11 protein-coding genes are annotated in these 15,672 nt (G+C 66.0%); 7 read left to right on the plus strand and 4 right to left on the minus strand.

The window, feature by feature from the left end:
- Positions 1–55 precede the first annotated feature (55 nt).
- The 4 genes from V5F26_RS12705 to V5F26_RS12720 form a co-directional block, all read right to left on the minus strand.
- Complete coding sequence (locus V5F26_RS12705) at positions 56–382, minus strand: methanol dehydrogenase [cytochrome c] subunit (RefSeq protein ID WP_394946087.1); 327 nt, start codon at positions 380–382, stop codon at positions 56–58.
- Positions 379–1,008 (minus strand): cytochrome c(L), periplasmic, encoded by a 630-nt coding sequence (gene moxG / locus V5F26_RS12710; RefSeq protein ID WP_394058849.1) that lies wholly within the window; start codon positions 1,006–1,008, stop codon positions 379–381. Before moxG ends, V5F26_RS12705 begins: the two co-directional genes overlap by 4 nt.
- Positions 1,009–1,051: 43 nt before the next feature.
- Positions 1,052–1,957 (minus strand): methanol oxidation system protein MoxJ, encoded by a 906-nt coding sequence (gene moxJ / locus V5F26_RS12715; protein ID WP_394946088.1) that lies wholly within the window; start codon positions 1,955–1,957, stop codon positions 1,052–1,054.
- 106 nt (positions 1,958–2,063) lie between these two features.
- The gene (locus tag V5F26_RS12720; protein WP_234050097.1) at positions 2,064–3,950 is read right to left on the minus strand and encodes a methanol/ethanol family PQQ-dependent dehydrogenase; all 1,887 of its coding nucleotides are present in this window, start codon (positions 3,948–3,950) and stop codon (positions 2,064–2,066) included.
- 625 nt (positions 3,951–4,575) lie between these two features.
- Between V5F26_RS12720 and V5F26_RS12725 the strand changes: the two genes are divergently transcribed.
- From V5F26_RS12725 to V5F26_RS12755, 7 genes are all read left to right on the plus strand, one after another.
- On the plus strand, positions 4,576–6,096 hold the full coding sequence (locus V5F26_RS12725; RefSeq protein WP_394946089.1) for a histidine kinase: 1,521 nt from the start codon (positions 4,576–4,578) through the stop codon (positions 6,094–6,096).
- Positions 6,093–6,737 (plus strand): response regulator, encoded by a 645-nt coding sequence (locus V5F26_RS12730; protein WP_394058843.1) that lies wholly within the window; start codon positions 6,093–6,095, stop codon positions 6,735–6,737. Before V5F26_RS12725 ends, V5F26_RS12730 begins: the two co-directional genes overlap by 4 nt.
- Positions 6,738–6,918: 181 nt before the next feature.
- A complete protein-coding gene (locus V5F26_RS12735) occupies positions 6,919–10,971 on the plus strand; it encodes a bifunctional nitrate reductase/sulfite reductase flavoprotein subunit alpha (protein WP_394946090.1) in 4,053 nt (1,350 codons plus the stop codon).
- Positions 10,972–11,031: 60 nt separating this feature from the next.
- Positions 11,032–11,622 carry an ANTAR domain-containing response regulator gene (locus V5F26_RS12740; protein ID WP_394946475.1) on the plus strand — a complete coding sequence of 197 codons (591 nt, stop codon included), beginning with the start codon at positions 11,032–11,034 and terminating at the stop codon, positions 11,620–11,622.
- Positions 11,623–11,624: 2 nt separating this feature from the next.
- On the plus strand, positions 11,625–12,863 hold the full coding sequence (locus V5F26_RS12745) for a CmpA/NrtA family ABC transporter substrate-binding protein (protein ID WP_234050101.1): 1,239 nt from the start codon (positions 11,625–11,627) through the stop codon (positions 12,861–12,863).
- A 282-nt stretch (positions 12,864–13,145) separates the two neighbouring features.
- Positions 13,146–14,531 carry a CmpA/NrtA family ABC transporter substrate-binding protein gene (locus V5F26_RS12750; RefSeq protein WP_234050102.1) on the plus strand — a complete coding sequence of 462 codons (1,386 nt, stop codon included), beginning with the start codon at positions 13,146–13,148 and terminating at the stop codon, positions 14,529–14,531.
- A 54-nt stretch (positions 14,532–14,585) separates the two neighbouring features.
- Positions 14,586–15,668, plus strand: coding sequence for an ABC transporter permease (locus tag V5F26_RS12755; protein ID WP_394946092.1), 1,083 nt, complete (start codon positions 14,586–14,588; stop codon positions 15,666–15,668).
- Positions 15,669–15,672 lie beyond the last annotated feature (4 nt).

A 15,672-nucleotide genomic window follows, 5' to 3' on the forward strand; every position in this document is an offset into this window, starting at 1 on the left:
GAATAAAAGGTTTAGGCTTCTGCCCTGCTGGTGGGGTCCTTTGAGGCTCTCGTCATCACTCCGTGGGGATCTTCTTCACGTCGTAGACGAACTTGCCGGTCTTCTGGAAATACTCCACGCGCTTCTTGTTGCGGTCCTCCATCGCTGCGATGGACTGGGACTGCTTGTTCAGTTCCGTGGGGTTGTGCTTGGGGTCGTATTTGGAGCCGGCCACCTTGTCCGGATAGCCGGGCTTGGGCTCCCAGCAATTGCCCGGCGCGCGGCAATTGGTGCCGTCATAGGCAAGCGCGCCCGTTGCCGCGAAGAGGGCGGCGCCGGTGGCGAGGCCGGCCGCGACGACGGCATGAGCGAGGGGACGGCGGATGGACGCGAAATGGCTCACTGCTTGGTTCCTCCCGTTTCTGAATTGAGGCTGGCCGCGGTGGCGGCTGTCGCCTTGCACACCGGCGCCTCTTCCACGGGCGGGGTGTGATCGTTATGGCCGTCGAAGGGCTTGAAGTTCGCGCGCTGGGCGGGGGTGAGCCAGGTGGCCTCCTGCGGGTCGTCCTTGTAGAAATGGCGCACCCAGGCCATCACCAGCAGCATGTCATCCAAGGTGAGGGCGCCATACATGGGCCCCATCTGTCCCTGCGCGCCGCCGAAGATGGTCTCGAACAGGCCCTGGTCGGTCATGTTCTTGGGATATGTCCAATAGGCGTCGTTGAGGCCGGGGCCGATCTTGCCTTCACCATAATGCCCGTGGCAGCCCGAGCACATGGACAGGAACAGATCCTTGCCCTTGGGCAGGCAGCTCACATTTTCCAGGTAGATGTTCTTGCCGGAGGCGAGGAACACCTTCACCGCTTCCGTATCCCGCCCTTCCTCCGGCGCTTCCGAAAGGTCGAGAGGCTGGCCGGTGACCGTGTGGGTGAAATTGAGCGTCGCCTGGGCGGTCAGGGCGCAGCCGAGCACCGCGATGGTCGCGATGAGGCCGCGGGTGGCGAACTTGATCCAGCAGAAATCTCGCATGACTCAATGACCAAATCTGTGTGGGGGGCAGAAGGGCTGGCGCTCAGCTGTTGGGCTTGAGCAGCGGAATGCCCTCCTCGATCAGGATGGCGTCGATCTCGGGCCGCGCCTTCACGAGGGCGGCGTCGATCTCCTGCATCAGCGCCGCGTCGCCTTTGCGCACGGCCACCGACTGGTCGTAATGGAGCGGGATGGGCGTGCCGTCGAAGCGGGTGAGGTCGCTGGTTGCCACCGTCATGCGCAGCGGCACGCTGGAGCCCTTCACATAGCGCGCCACCTCGGGTGCGAACGCGAAGGCAATGTCGGCTTCGCCCGTACCGACTTCGCTCACCATGCGCTCGCCCGGCACCTCTACATACTGGTTGCGCGGTGATTTGAAGTTCACGAGGCTGTAGAGATAGGCCGCATTGTCCTCATACTTGCCCAGCTTCTTCAGCATAGTCTCACCGGGCGAGTAGAAGCGGATGACGAAACGACCGAGATCCTTGATCTGCTGGTCCTGCCAGTCACCGGTGGTGATGTTCCGGTCGGCCTTCGTCACGAACACATAGCTGGTGCGGTAATAAGGCTTGGAGGAGAGCACGCGCGCGTCCCCCGTATCGACGCCCATCACCACGTCGCAGAGGTTTTTGTCGAGGCCGTCGCGCACCTGGTAGATAGCGGGCTTGCCGGACCACACGAACACGGCCTCGCGGCCCATGGCGCTGGCCAACACCTTTGCGATGCGGTTTTCAAAGCCCTGCCCGTCCTTCTGGGAGAAGGGCGCCTCCACTTCGGAGGCACACACCCGCAGGGTGCCCGGCGCGGCGGCGGTGGCTTGCGGCGCCGGAGTGTCCGCCGCCCCTTTCGAGGGGGCGAACTGGGCGGCTGAAGCGCCGGTGGAGATCAAAGCAGTGCCGAACACGAAGGCGGCGAGCGCGGTGCCGGCGGAAGATGCGATACGGGGCATGGGACGCCTCCTCGTGAGGTTCGCTCGTGCCGAGGGAGCGGCACGCGGTTTGGTTCACATGAGGGGCCGGCCGCCGCCGAGGGGTGAGCGGCGGCCGGCGGGGGCATCAGCCGCCGGAGGCGTATTCACCCACGTTCGGGTCGCTGTACGGGCCCTGACCGTCGAGCGAGAACACCATCACGCCGCCACCCATCTGGGTGTAGTGCTGGAGGTTCTTGAACGCGCCCACGGAGCCGAGGCCGGCGGTGGGATCGTTCAGGTCGAACACGAGGCCCACGCCCGGCCAGCCGCCGACGCCGTAGTAGATGGCGACGTATTGCACGCCCTTGTGGGTATAGGTCATGGGATGGCCGATGACGCCCGACGGCAGCTTGAACTTCCAAAGCAGCTTGCCGGTATCGCTGTCGCGCGCCTTGATGAAGCCGTCGAGGGTGCCATAGAACATCACGCCGCCGGCGGTGGCCAGGGTGCCGCCCCAGGCCGCGAAACGTTCCATCACCTCCCACTTGTACTTGTTGTTGATGGCGTCATACGCCTTCACCTGGCCCAGGCCGAGGGCCGCCTGCCGGTCGCCCTTGGGGCCGGGATACATGTTCAGCGTCGCGCCGACGAAGAACTGACCCGCCCGATAGGGCAGCATGAAGGGCTCCCAATCCATGCAGATGTGGTTGATGCCCATGAAGAAGCTCTGCCGCTCGGGGTCGTAGCTGTCATGGCCCTGGTTGTGGTAGCCCATGGCCGAGGGGCACACATCACGCGCCACATGGTCCATGCGCGTGCCGTATTCGGGGTCGCGCTCGGGCAGGCCGGTTTTCAGGTCCACCTTCTTCACCCAGTTCACCGTGTCGTCGATCTTGTCGGCGGAAACCAGGGTGCCGTCGGTGCGGTCGAGGGTGTAGACGATGCCGTTGCGGTCCGGATGCGTCAGAAGCTTGCGCATCTTGCCGGTCTTGTCCTTCTGCTCGGACAGCATCATGACGTTGACGCCGGCATAGTCCCACTCGTCATGGGGCGTCTTCTGGTAGCCGAAATGGGCCTCTCCGGTGTCGATGTCGCGACCCCAGATGGTCATGGTCCACTTGTTGTCGCCGGGACGCATGGTCTCGTTCCACGGCGCCGGGTTGCCGGAGCCGTAGTAGATCATGTTGGTGGCGGGGTCGAAGGCGTACCAGCCCCAGTTGGTGCCGCCGCCGATCTTCCAGGCGTCGCCTTCCCAGGTCTGGGTACCGAGGCCCTTCTGGCCATATTGCGGATTGGCCTTGTTGAAGTCGTTGGCCAGCATCACCTGCTCGTCGGGGCCGGTGGCGTAGGCGCGCCACTTCTGGGCGCCGGTCTTCACGTCGTAGGCGGTGACGTAGCCGCGCACGCCGAGCTCGGCGCCGGAGGAGCCGACCAGCACCGTGTCCTTCACCACATAGGGCGCGATGGTGAGGGTGGAGCCCACCTTGATGTCGGAATTCTCAAGCTTCCAGTATTCCTCGCCGGTGTCGGCCTTCAGGGCCACCACATTGCCGTCGAGCTGGGTCTTGATGATGAGGGGGCCGGTCTTGTCGTCGCCCGGCCAGTAGGCAAGGCCGCGATTGACCACGTCGCAGCAGGCGACGGCGCGGGCGGTGGGGTTCTGCTTGGGCTTGTGCTGCCACAGGATGTGGCCGGGATCATCCAGCCCCAGCGCGAAGGTGGTGTTGGGGAAGGGCGAGTGCACATACATCACGCCATCCACCACCAGCGGCGTGCCTTCGTGGCCCGAAAGAACACCAGTGGAGAAGGACCAGGCGGGGCGGAGCTTCGCCACGTTGTCCTTGTTGATCTGCTTTTGCGGGCTGAAATTGTTGGCGCTGTAATTCTTGCCCGTCATCGGCCAATTCTCGTCGCTCTTGGCGAGCTCCACGAGCTTGTCATTGGCCCGGGCGGCGCCGGAGGCGACGACACCGCCCGCGGCGAGGGCGAGGGTGACGGCCATCAGGGATGCTGAAGACAAAAGTCTGTTCATCTGGCGTGTCCTTGGGTTTCCTCGGTCAGCTTGTTTTTGGGCGTTGACGCCCCAACGGCGCGCATGCCAGGCGGCCGCCTTTATTGCGAAGGCTTGAATGCGATCGCTTTTGCGCGTGGCCGCACGCCATCCCCGGCTGTCGGGAAGGCGCGGGACGCGGACATGGGGTGGCTTTAAATACTGTCGCCCTCCGATCGCGAGCAGTCTTTGTGATTTCTTATGATCTTATTAGTTTTGTTTCAGTTCGTGTCAGGATGTTGGGATTTTTGCGGGCCCGCTGTCTCGCGATGTTTGTGCAATTGCGGCCGGGAACTATTGGCAATCCATCGCGGGGGAGCTTGGCAACGCCTTCGGGAGCCGGGAGAAATTCGGGGCGGTCGGCGTGCGGCGGCAAAGGTAGGGTTCCCTGCCCAAGGTGTCGTGTCTTCCAGGTATAATGTGGTAGTCTTCCAGAGCGCCCGCATGTTTTGAGAAATATAATAAGAGTTTCATCAGAGCCGTGTCTGTAGTGCCGCCCGTCATTTCACGTGACGCGCGGGGCGGGACACAAGAACGGGGCACAAGAATCGGCGCGCCGGCCGTCGGTCCCGGCGGGCGGCGGCGTGGCGAAGGGGGAGGGTGCCATGTGTCGTTTTCCGTCTGTCGTGTGCTTGCGCGCGGCGAGGGCCGGCGCAGCGCCGCGCGCGGCGACATGAGCGTGGCGGATATGCTGCGCGCCGCTGCGCCGGTGTGCGAACGGGTGCTGAGGCCCCGCGGCCGGTCGCTGACGCTGCGCGCCCAGGTGCTGGGGGTTGTGCTGGCCATCAATGCGGTCGCGGCGCTGGTCGCGGGCTGGGTCGTGGTGCTCAACGCCCGTGCGGCCACCCGCAGCGAAATGGCGGCCTCCGTGGAGATGGCCGAGCAGATGGTGCGGGAGGCGGCGGAGCGCTTCGCCGCAGATCCGCAGGCGCTGGAAGATGCGCTGCCCGGCCATTTGCGCCATCTGCGCCATGTCCGGCTCTCCCTCTCCGATGCCGCCGGCCGGCCGCTGAGCTTTGCTCTTCCAATCCCGCAGCACCGTGCCGACAGCGCGGCGCCGGAGTGGTTCGGCCGGCTCATCGGGGTTGAGAAGATGGAGCGCGAGGTCGCGATCACAGCTGCTGGCGCAACGGTCGCGCGGGTGCGGGTGGAGGGGGTTCCCGACGACGAATTGGCCGAGGTTTGGGACGATGTGACGGATTTCGCCTCGGTCGCCATCGGTGTGAATGCGGCGATCCTGCTCGCGCTTTACGTGGCGCTGGGCCGGGTGCGGCGGGACCTGGCGGAGTTCCGCGCCGCCCTCGGCGAGCTGGAGCATGCGGACCTCAGCCACCCTTTGGCGCCGCCGCGCATCCGCGAGCTGGCGGCGGCAGCCGATGGGGTGAATGCCCTGGCTGAAGCCCTGGGCGCCGCCCGGCGGGAGAATACGCGCCTCAGCGCCCAGCTCGTCAGCCTGGAGGAGGATGAGCGCAGGCGGATCGCCGGCGAGCTGCACGACGAGCTGGGTCCGCTCATGTTCGGGCTGAAGGCGGGTGCAGATTCGCTGGCGCGCATGGCCGCCCAGGGGCCGCCGGATCTGGCGGAGAAGCTCTCGGCGCGGGCGGGCAATCTCGTGGATATCGTGGAGCGCATGCAGGGGGCGAACCGGCGCCTGCTGCGGCGCCTGCGCCCGGCGTCGCTCGGCCATGTTCCGCTGGCGGACGTCATTTCCGGCCTCGTCGCCGACTTCCGGCAGCACGATCCGGAACGGCATTTCCATCTGGAGCTCGGCCCGCTGCGCGCCGGCTACGGTGCTGCCACCGATGCCACTCTCTATCGCTGCGTGCAGGAGGGCGTGACCAATGCCTTGCGCCATGGGGATGCCCGCACGGTGGCGGTGGCACTGCGCGAGCAGCGGGATGGGGCGGGGGGTACGCGCCTGCGCCTCTTGGTGCGTGATGACGGCACGGGACTGCCGCCGCAGGTGCGGGAGGGGCTGGGCCTTGCGGGCATGCGCGAGCGCGTGCGCGCGTTGGGGGGATGGTGCGCGCTGGCCGATGGCAATTGCGGCGGCGCGGGGCTGACGGTGGAAATTCCCCTTGCGGGGGCGACGGCCGCGATGCCGTTCGCGGAAGAGGCGAAGTCATGACCAAGGTGTTGCTGATCGACGACCATCCCATCGTTGCGCAGGGCTGCCGCTATATTCTCGAAGAGGCGGGCGTCTGCGAGCTGATGGAGGCGGCGACCGCCCTGGCCGGCTATCGTCTGTTCCGGCGCAAGCAGCCGGATGTGGTGATCGTGGATCTCGCCCTCAGCGGCAGCGGCCTGGCGGGCCTCTCCTTGGTGCGGCGCCTGCGGGCACAGGCGGCCCGGTTGCCGATCCTGGTGTTTTCCATGCATGCGGACCCCGTCATTGCCAGTCGCGCGCTGGAGGCTGGCGCCACCGGCTATCTGGTGAAGGACACGTCCGCCGGCGACCTGCTGGAGGCCTTCGACAAGGTGCGGCGCGGCCAGCCCTATATCGGCCACGAGCTGGCGCTCGAGGTGGCCATGATGAGCAGCCGCGCCCGCCCGGGCACCATGGCTGATCTCACCCCGCGCGAGCTTCAGGCCCTCGCGCTGCTGGCGGAAGGCAAGGCCTATGGCCAGATCGCGGATGAGCTGGGGGTGAGCTACAAGACGGTGGCCAATACCTGCTCACAGCTCAAGACGAAGCTCGGCGCCGGCAATCTGGCGGAGCTGATTCACCGCGCCATCCGCTATGTGTCGGCGGCCCCGGCGGCGCGATAGGGTGGATCGGGGGCTTGCCTTTGGCCTGCGCTTCCGTTTTACTGATTGCATTCGTTTGAAATCGCCGCCGGGCCTCGCGTTGGGGCCATGCGGCTGAGGACAAGATCCTCCGTGGCAAAGCCGCCACCTGCGCTTCCGCATTGGAAGCGTCGGTGGCGGCTTTTTTCGTTTTGGGGCCGGCATGAGCAGCGCGACGCAGGCGACGGACAAGGTAAGGAGCGTGTGCCCCTATTGCGGGGTCGGCTGTGGCATCGAGCTCCATGTGCGGGGCGGCGAGGTGGTGAAAGTCGCGGGCGACAAGGCCCATCCGGTGAATGCCGGCCGCCTGTGCACCAAGGGCGCCACCTGCGCCGAGCCGCTGGGACGGGGCCGCCTGAAGGGCGCTTTCGTGCGCGAGCGCCGCAGCGACGAACAATGCCCGGCATCGGTGGACGACGCGGTGGCCCTCACGGCGCGGCGGCTGCGGGAGATCATCGATCGCGATGGGCCTGACGCCTTTGCCTTCTACGTTTCCGGACAGATGTCCATTGAGGCGCAATATCTGGCCAACAAGCTCGCGAAGGGCTTCATCCGCACGCGCTATATCGAATCCAATTCGCGCCTGTGCATGGCCAGCGCCGGCAGCGGCTACAAGCTCTCCTTCGGCGCCGACGCGCCGCCCGGCTCGTATGACGATTTCGATGCGGCGGACCTTTTCCTCGTCATCGGCGCCAACATGGCCGATTGCCATCCCATCCTGTTTCTTCGCCTCATGGACCGGGTGAAGGCAGGCGCCAAGCTCATCGTGGTGGACCCGCGCCGCACCGCCACGGCGGACAAGGCGGACCTGTTCCTTCAGATCCGCCCTGGCACCGATCTCGCCTTTCTCAACGGCCTGCTCCATATGCTGGCGGCGAATGGGAACATCGATCCGGACTTCATCGCCCGCCACACCTTCGGATGGGCGCAGGTGGAGGCGCAGCTTGCCGATTATCCGCCGGAGCGGGTGGCGGAGCTGACCGGGATCGCGGAGGCGGACCTGCGGCAAGCGGCGCGGCTCTTGGGTGAGGCGAAGGCCTGGACCACGTGCTGGACCATGGGCCTTAACCAGAGCAGCCACGGCACAGCCAACACCACCGCCATCTGCAACCTGCATCTGGCCACCGGCCAGATCTGCCGACCAGGGGCGGGGCCCTTTTCGCTCACCGGCCAGCCCAATGCCATGGGCGGGCGCGAGATGGGCTATATGGGTCCGGGTCTGCCGGGACAGCGCAGTGTGAGTTCGGCGGAGGATCGCGCCTTCGCCGAGAGCCGCTGGGGCCTGCCGGCGGGCACCATCCGTGCCGATGCCGGGGCTGGCACGCTGGCCATGTTCGAGGAGATGAAAGCGGGCCGCATCAAGGCCTGCTGGATCATCTGCACCAATCCGGTTGCCTCGGTGGCCAACCGCCAAGTGGTCATCGACGCGCTGAAAACCGCCGAGCTGGTGGTGGTGCAGGATGCCTTCCTGGACACCGAGACCGCGCCTTATGCCGATGTGCTGCTCCCCGGCGCGCTCTGGGCGGAGGGGGACGGCGTGTTCGTCAATTCCGAGCGGACCCTGACGCTGGCCAGTGGGGCGGTGGAGCCCCCCGGTGAGGCGCGGGCCGACTGGAGGCTCATCGCCGATGTGGGCCGCGCGCTGGGGCATGGGGATGCCTTCGCCTATGCCGATGCCGGCGAGGTGTTCGCGGAGATCGCTGGCTTTTCCAATCCGCTCACGGGCTATGACCTCGGCGGCGCGAGCCATGCGCGCCTGCGCGCGGGGCCGCTGCAATGGCCCGTGGCGGCGGATGGAGAGGCGCGCAATCCCGTCCGCTATCTCAATGACGGGCGCCACATGCCGCTGATGGTCGAGGCGGATGGTCACCGTCCGGGCCTGCGCTTCGCGACCCAGGACGGGCGCGCGCGTTTCGTGCCCTCGCCCCATGTGCCGCCGGGGGAATGGGCGGACGCGGACTATCCCTTGGTTCTCAATACCGGCCGGCTGCAACACCAGTGGCACACCCTGACCAAGACCGGGAAAGTGCCGACCCTCAACAAGCTGAATCCCGCGCCATTCCTGGAACTGCACCCGGTCGAGGCGGCGCGGATGGGGATCGATGAGGGGGACCGGGTGGAGGTGCGCTCGCGCCGGGGCAAGGCGGTGCTGCCCACGCGCCTCAGCGACCGGGTGAAGGAGGGCACCTGCTTTGCCCCCTTCCACTGGGCCGATGTGTTCGGCGACGGCATCGCCATCAATGCGGTGACCAGCGATGCCGTCGACCCCGTGTCCCAGCAGCCGGAATTGAAGATTGCCGCGGTCGCCCTCACCCGGGTCGGTGCCGCGCCGGAACGGGAGGCGCAACAGATGGCGGCCGCATCACCCTCTCCCGGTCCATCGGCCGGCGCTCTGTCGGCCTTCGTTGGGCTGCTGGAAACGGCTCCAAGCCTTGATCTTTCCCTTACGCGCGAGGAGCGGATCTACCTCAGCGGCTTTTTGACCGGGCTGCAGGCGCAGCCGGTGGCGGAAGGGCGCGAGGTGCCGGTGCTGCCGCCCACCGCTCCGGTTGCGGAGGCGACCCGCCTTGCGGTGAATGGCCTGTTCGCGGGCCTCTTCTCCCGCCTGCCGCTGTTGTCCTCCCAGGAGGGGCCCGCTGTCCTGGTCGCCTTCGCCTCCCAGACCGGCCGCGCGGAGGCGGCGGCGGGTGCGCTGGCGGAGATGCTGCGCGAAGGCGGGCTCGGCGTGCGTCTTGCCGCTCTTGACGATCTGTCGCCGGAAGACCTGTCGCGCGCCGGCGCCGTCGTTTTCGTGGCAAGCACCTTCGGTGATGGCGACCCGCCGGACAATGCCGGCGCCTTCTGGTCGCGCCTGAACGAAGAGCAGGCGCCGGACCTCGGCGGGCTGCGGTTCGCCGTGCTGGCCTTCGGCGACAGCACCTATGCCCAGTTCTGCGGTTTCGGCCGCAAGCTGGATGGGCGCCTGGCCGAGCTTGGGGCGCAGCGCCTTGTGGAGCGGCTGGATTGCGAGCCGGATGGGGAGGAGGAGGCCGCCGCGTGGCAGCGTGGCGTGGCGCAGCTGCTTTGCACGGGACCGGTGCCGCCGGCCCGGTCACGGGGCGAGGTGCGGACGGCCTTCAGCCGGCGCCATCCCTTTCCCGCGCGGCTTCTGCGCAACCGCCTGCTGAACGCCCCTGGCAGTGGCAAGGAGGTGCGCCAGATCGGCCTTGCCATCGGCGAATTGGCTTACGAGGCCGGCGATGCCCTGGGCGTGGTGCCGCGCAATGATCCCGCCCTGGTCGCGGAGATCATCGCCCTGCTGCAGCTCGACGCAGAAAGTCCCGTGGAGCTGGGTGCGGAAGGCGAGGTTCGCCTGCAGGACGCGCTGGAGCGGCATTATGAGATTGCCCGGCTCCATCCCGATTTCCTGCGGTGGTGGGTGCAGGTGTCCTGCGATGCGGAGCTGAGCGGGCTTCTGGCCGGCGAGCGCGCCGCTTTGGACCGATGGCTCTGGGGTCGGCAGATGGCGGACCTGCTGCGGCGCCGGCCAGGAAAGGTGGCGGCGGAAGAGTTCATAAGCGTGCTCAAGCGCTTGCAGCCACGCCTCTATTCCATCGCCTCAAGCCCCCTGACGGCGCCGGGAGAGGTGGATCTCACCATTTCCACCGTTCGCTATGGGTGCGACGGGCGGCGGCGGGGCGGGGTGGCCTCCACCTTCCTGGCGGACCGGGCGGGGGATGTGCCGGTGTTCGTGCAGCCTTCCGCCCATTTCCGGGTGCCTAAGGCGGGGGATGCGCCCATGGTGATGGTGGGGCCGGGCACGGGGATCGCGCCCTTCCGCGCCTTCCTGCAACAGCGCGAGCTAACGGGCGCTGGGGGTCGCAACTGGCTGTTCTTCGGCGAGCAGCATGCCGCCAGCGATTTCTATTATCGCGATGAGCTCGAGGCGTGGCGGGTGAGCGGCCATCTCACCCGGCTCGACACCGCCTTCTCGCGCGATCAGGCCGAGAAGATCTATGTGCAGGACCGGATGCGGCAGGCGGGCGCGGAGCTGTGGCGCTGGCTGGAGGAGGGGGCGCATTTTTATGTCTGCGGCGATGCCTCGCGCATGGCGAGGGACGTGGACGCCGCTTTGGTGGAGATCGTTGCCACCCATGGCGCGCGTGATGCCGATGCGGCGCGGGAGTATGTGGCACAGATGGGGACCGCCAAGCGTTATGTCCGTGATGTGTATTGATGAAGAGCGCCCAATCGTGCTTGCGTGGCGGGGCTTGCGAAGCTCGGGCTTGAAGGCGTGATGCGCGACGCGGACCTTTCCATTCTCGTCATCGACGAAAACGCCATTCGCGCGCAGATCATCGAGGAAGGCCTGCGCGCGGCCGGCCACACCCGGGTGACGGTGGTGCACGAAATCCAGGGCGTGGCGCGAACCATCGAGCGCGTTTCGCCGGACGTGATCGTGATCGACCTCGAAAACCCCAATCGCGACATGCTGGAAAGCATGTTCCTGTTGTCGCGCTCCGTGCAGCGACCCATTGCCATGTTCGTGGACCGCTCCGACAAGGCCGCCATCGAGGCGGCGGTGGAGGCGGGGGTTTCGGCCTATGTGGTGGACGGGCTGAAGCAGGAGCGGGTCAAGCCCATCCTCGACATGGCCATCAGCCGCTTCAACGCCTTCTCCCGCATGGCGCGGGAGCTGGAAGAGGCGCGCACCGAGCTGGAGAGCCGCAAGATCGTCGATCGCGCAAAGGCCATCCTCATGAAATCCCGCGGGCTTTCGGAAGATGCCGCCTACAAGCTCCTGCGCAGCACCGCCATGAACCAGAACCGCAAGATTGCCGACATCGCCCAGAGCCTCGTCATGGCCGCTGGATTGCTGGAGGGCTAGGCATGACCGAGGAAGCCGATATCCGCGTGGGCTTCGTGCCGCTGCTCGACAGCGCCATCCTGGTGAGCGCGGTGGTGAAGGGCTTCACCCGCGAGGAAGGGCTGGTGGTGGCGCTGCGGCGGGAGCCGTCCTGGGCCAGCATCCGCGATCGCCTGGCCGTGGGGGCGCTCGATGCCGCCCACATCCTGGCGCCCATGCCCATTGCGGCCAATCTGGGCCTGTTCCCGCTCTCACCCTCCCTCATCGCGCCCATCGCCATGGGCCTCGGCGGCAATGCGGTGACGGTTTCCAACGCCGTGGCGGGTGAACTGCGGGACGCGGGGGCGGGCGACACGCTCGACGCCGGCGTGGTGGGGCGGGCCTTGCGCGACGTGGTGGTGGCCCGCCGCGCGCGGGGGCTGGCGCCGCTGAAGTTCGGTGTCGTTTACTCCTTCTCCGGGCACAATTTTGAGCTGCGCTTCTGGCTGGCTGCCTGCGGCATCGATCCGGACCGCGACGTGCAGATCGTGGTGTTGCCGCCGCCGCAGATGCCGGGCGCCCTCGCAGAGGGGCTGATCGACGGTTTCTGCGCCGGCGAGCCATGGAACACGGCGGCGGTGCGGGCGGGCGCGGGCGCCATCGCGACGGTGAAGGCGAAGATCTGGCGTTCCAGCCCGGAAAAGGTGCTGGGGGTTTCCCGCCCCTGGGCACAGGAGAATGCGGCGGCCCTCGATGCCTTTTTGCGCGCCCTCTACCGCGCGGCCCTGTGGTGCGCCGACAGGGCGAATCATGAGGAGCTGGCGCGCATCCTGGCTTCGCCGCGCTTCATCAATGTCGACCCCGCCCTGTTGATGACCGGCCTCACAGGGGCCATGGAAGTGGCCCCGGGGCGCACCGTTCAGGTGGACGACTTCTTCCTCACCGCCGGCAAGGCCGCCACCTTTCCCTGGCAGAGCCACGCTTTGTGGTTCTACAGCCAGATGGTGCGCTGGGGCTTCTGCAGCCATTCCCCGCACAACACCCTGATCGCCCGCGATTCCTACCGGCCCGACCTCTACCGGCGCGCGTTGCGGGGGCTTGGGGCGCCATTGCCGGGGGCAAACCTGAAGGTGGAAGGCGCGCTGGTGGCCCCCACACTGGTTGGCGCGGCCAATTCCAGCCTGGTGCTGGGGCCCGACGGCTTCTTTGACGGCCACATCTTCGACCCCGATCAGATCGACGATTACATCCGATCCCAGATGGACGAGCGCGTGTCTGGATGACCTGGAGTTGCGCGTTAAGTGTCTAGAATTTGGGCAGGCGAGTGAAATAGTCAGCAAATGGCGCATGGCACAAGAAAGCCTGTTGCAGAATTAGAATAAGCGTGTTTCAGTAGCTCATCCCAATATTCGGTGCCCAATGGCGGGCACCCTGGCAAAGCCGCCAAACCGTTCAGTCCCATCCGGGGCCTGGAAACGGTTTCGCGGCTTTTTTGCGTTTTCGCCCCCGCTTTCGCGGGCCACAGCCTCCACGGGGACCTTCCCCAAACTTCGAGATTGGCGCCCATGACTGATGCCGTAACGAAGCGTTCCTTCCTCCTCTCCGCCGTGGCCGTGCTGGTGGGCCTTTCGGCTCCCGCGTTTGCGGGCGCGCTGCCGGTGGAGAAGGACGAACTGAAGCTCGGCTTCATCAAGCTCACCGATATGGCGCCCCTCGCCATCGCCAAGGAGAAGGGCTTCTTCGAAGATGAGGGGCTTTATGTGACGCTGGAGCCGCAGGCCAATTGGAAGGTGCTGCTGGACCGCGTCATCACCGGCGAGCTCGACGGCGCCCACATGCTGGCCGGCCAGCCTTTGGCCGCCACCATCGGCTTCGGCACCAAGGCCGACATCGTCACGCCCTTCTCAATGGACCTCAACGGCAATGCGATCACCGTGTCCAATGCGGTGTGGCAGCAGATGAAGGCGAAGATCCCCACGGGGCCGGACGGCAAGCCCCAGCACCCCATCAAGGCGGATGCGTTGAAGCCGGTGGTGGAGAAGTATAAGGCGGAAGGTAAGCCGTTTAATCTCGGCATGGTCTTCCCCGTCTCCACCCACAATTACGAGCTGCGGTATTGGCTGGCGGCGGGCGGCATCAATCCCGGCTATTACTCGCCCAGCGACGTGTCCGGCCAGATTAAGGCCGATGCTCTTTTGTCCGTGACGCCGCCGCCGCAGATGCCCTCCACTTTGGAGGCTGGCACCATCGAGGGCTATTGCGTGGGCGAGCCCTGGAACCAGGCCGCCGTGTTCAAGGGCATCGGCGTGCCGGTGGTGACCGATTACGAGATCTGGAAGAATAATCCCGAGAAGGTCTTCGGCCTCACCAAGGAATTCACCCAAAAATACCCGAACACCACCCTGGCGCTCACCAAGGCCCTCATCCGCGCCGCCAAGTGGCTGGATGAGAACAATGACGCCAATCGCGCCGAAGCGGTGAAGATCCTGTCCAAGCCCGAATATGTGGGTGCGGATGCCAAGGTCATCGCTAATTCCATGACCGGCACCTTCGAATACGAGAAGGGCGACAAGCGCGACGTACCGGACTTCAATGTCTTCTTCCGTTACAACGCCACCTATCCTTATTACTCGGACGCGGTGTGGTATCTGACCCAGATGCGCCGGTGGGGGCAGATCCCCGAATATAAGTCCGACGCCTGGTACGCCCAGACCGCCAAGGACGTGTACAAGCCCGATATCTACATGAAGGCGGCCGAGCTGCTCATTGAAGAGGGCAAGGCGAAGAAGGATGAATTCCCCTTTGGTACCGATGGCTACAAGCCGGCCACCAATGAATTCATCGACGGTGTCACCTTCGACGGCAAGACCCCCAACGCCTACATCGACGCCCTGCCCATCGGCCTGAAGGACCACCAGAAGGTCGAAGGCAACCAGATCACCGGCGGCTGAACACCGGCGGCCGAATACCGGTACGTCAAGATACGCAAGGCGAGGACTTTTCTCATGTCCAACGTTTCCGACACCTTCGATGGCGCAGCGGCCAAGGCGGCGCGCCGGGAGAAAGTCTTCCGCGGCATCAACCGGGCGGCCGGCTGGCTCAATGTGTTGGGTCTCGGCTTCCTGGTCCCGCTGATGAAGATCGCGGCCGGCGACAATGTTGCCGAGCAGCTGGGCGAGTTGAAGCGGGTGTTGCTGGTGCCGCTGGCGGGCATCTTGGTGTTCCTGGGCGTGTGGGCGTTCCTGGCGCCCAAGGTGCAGACCTCGCTCGGCGCCATTCCCGGCCCGGCGGCGGTGGTGGAACAGGCCGGCGCGCTGTTCGCCGACCATGTGGCCGAGCGCAAGAAGGCCGAGGCGTTTTATGCCCGGCAGGATGCCCGCAATGCCGCTTTGGTGGCTGAAGGCAAGGCCGATCAGGTGAAGGTGCGCTCTTATACGGGTAAGCCGACCTATATCGACCAGATCTTCACCTCGCTCATCACGGTGGGGCTGGGCTTCATCATCGGCACGGTCATCGCTATTCCGGTGGGCATTGCCTCCGGCCTGTCGAAGACCTTCAACGGGGCGATCAATCCGCTCATCCAGATCTTCAAGCCGGTGTCGCCGCTGGCCTGGCTGCCCATCGTCACCATGGTGGTGTCGGCAGTGTATCTCAATCCGTCCGACTGGCTGCCCAAGTCCATGGTGATCTCGGCGGTGACGGTGACCTTGTGCTCCCTGTGGCCCACAATCATCAATACAGCCCTGGGCGTCGCCTCCATCGACAAGGACCTGGTGAATGTGGGCAAGGTGCTGCAGCTCTCCGCCTTCACCACCATCCGCAAGCTGGTGCTGCCCTCGGCGCTGCCGCTGATCTTCACCGGGCTGCGGCTGTCCCTGGGCGTGGGCTGGATGGTGCTGATCGCGGCCGAGATGCTGGCGCAGAATCCGGGCCTTGGAAAGTTCGTGTGGGACGAGTTCCAGAACGGCTCTTCCTCCTCCCTGGCGCGCATCATGGTTGCGGTGTTCACCATTGGCATCATCGGCTTTGTGCTGGATCGGGTGATGTTCGCCCTCCAGTCCGCCTTCACCTTCTCCACGAACCGTTGAGGGC

Source organism: Xanthobacter variabilis (genome assembly GCF_043831965.2).
Taxonomy (GTDB): Bacteria; Pseudomonadota; Alphaproteobacteria; order Rhizobiales; family Xanthobacteraceae; genus Xanthobacter.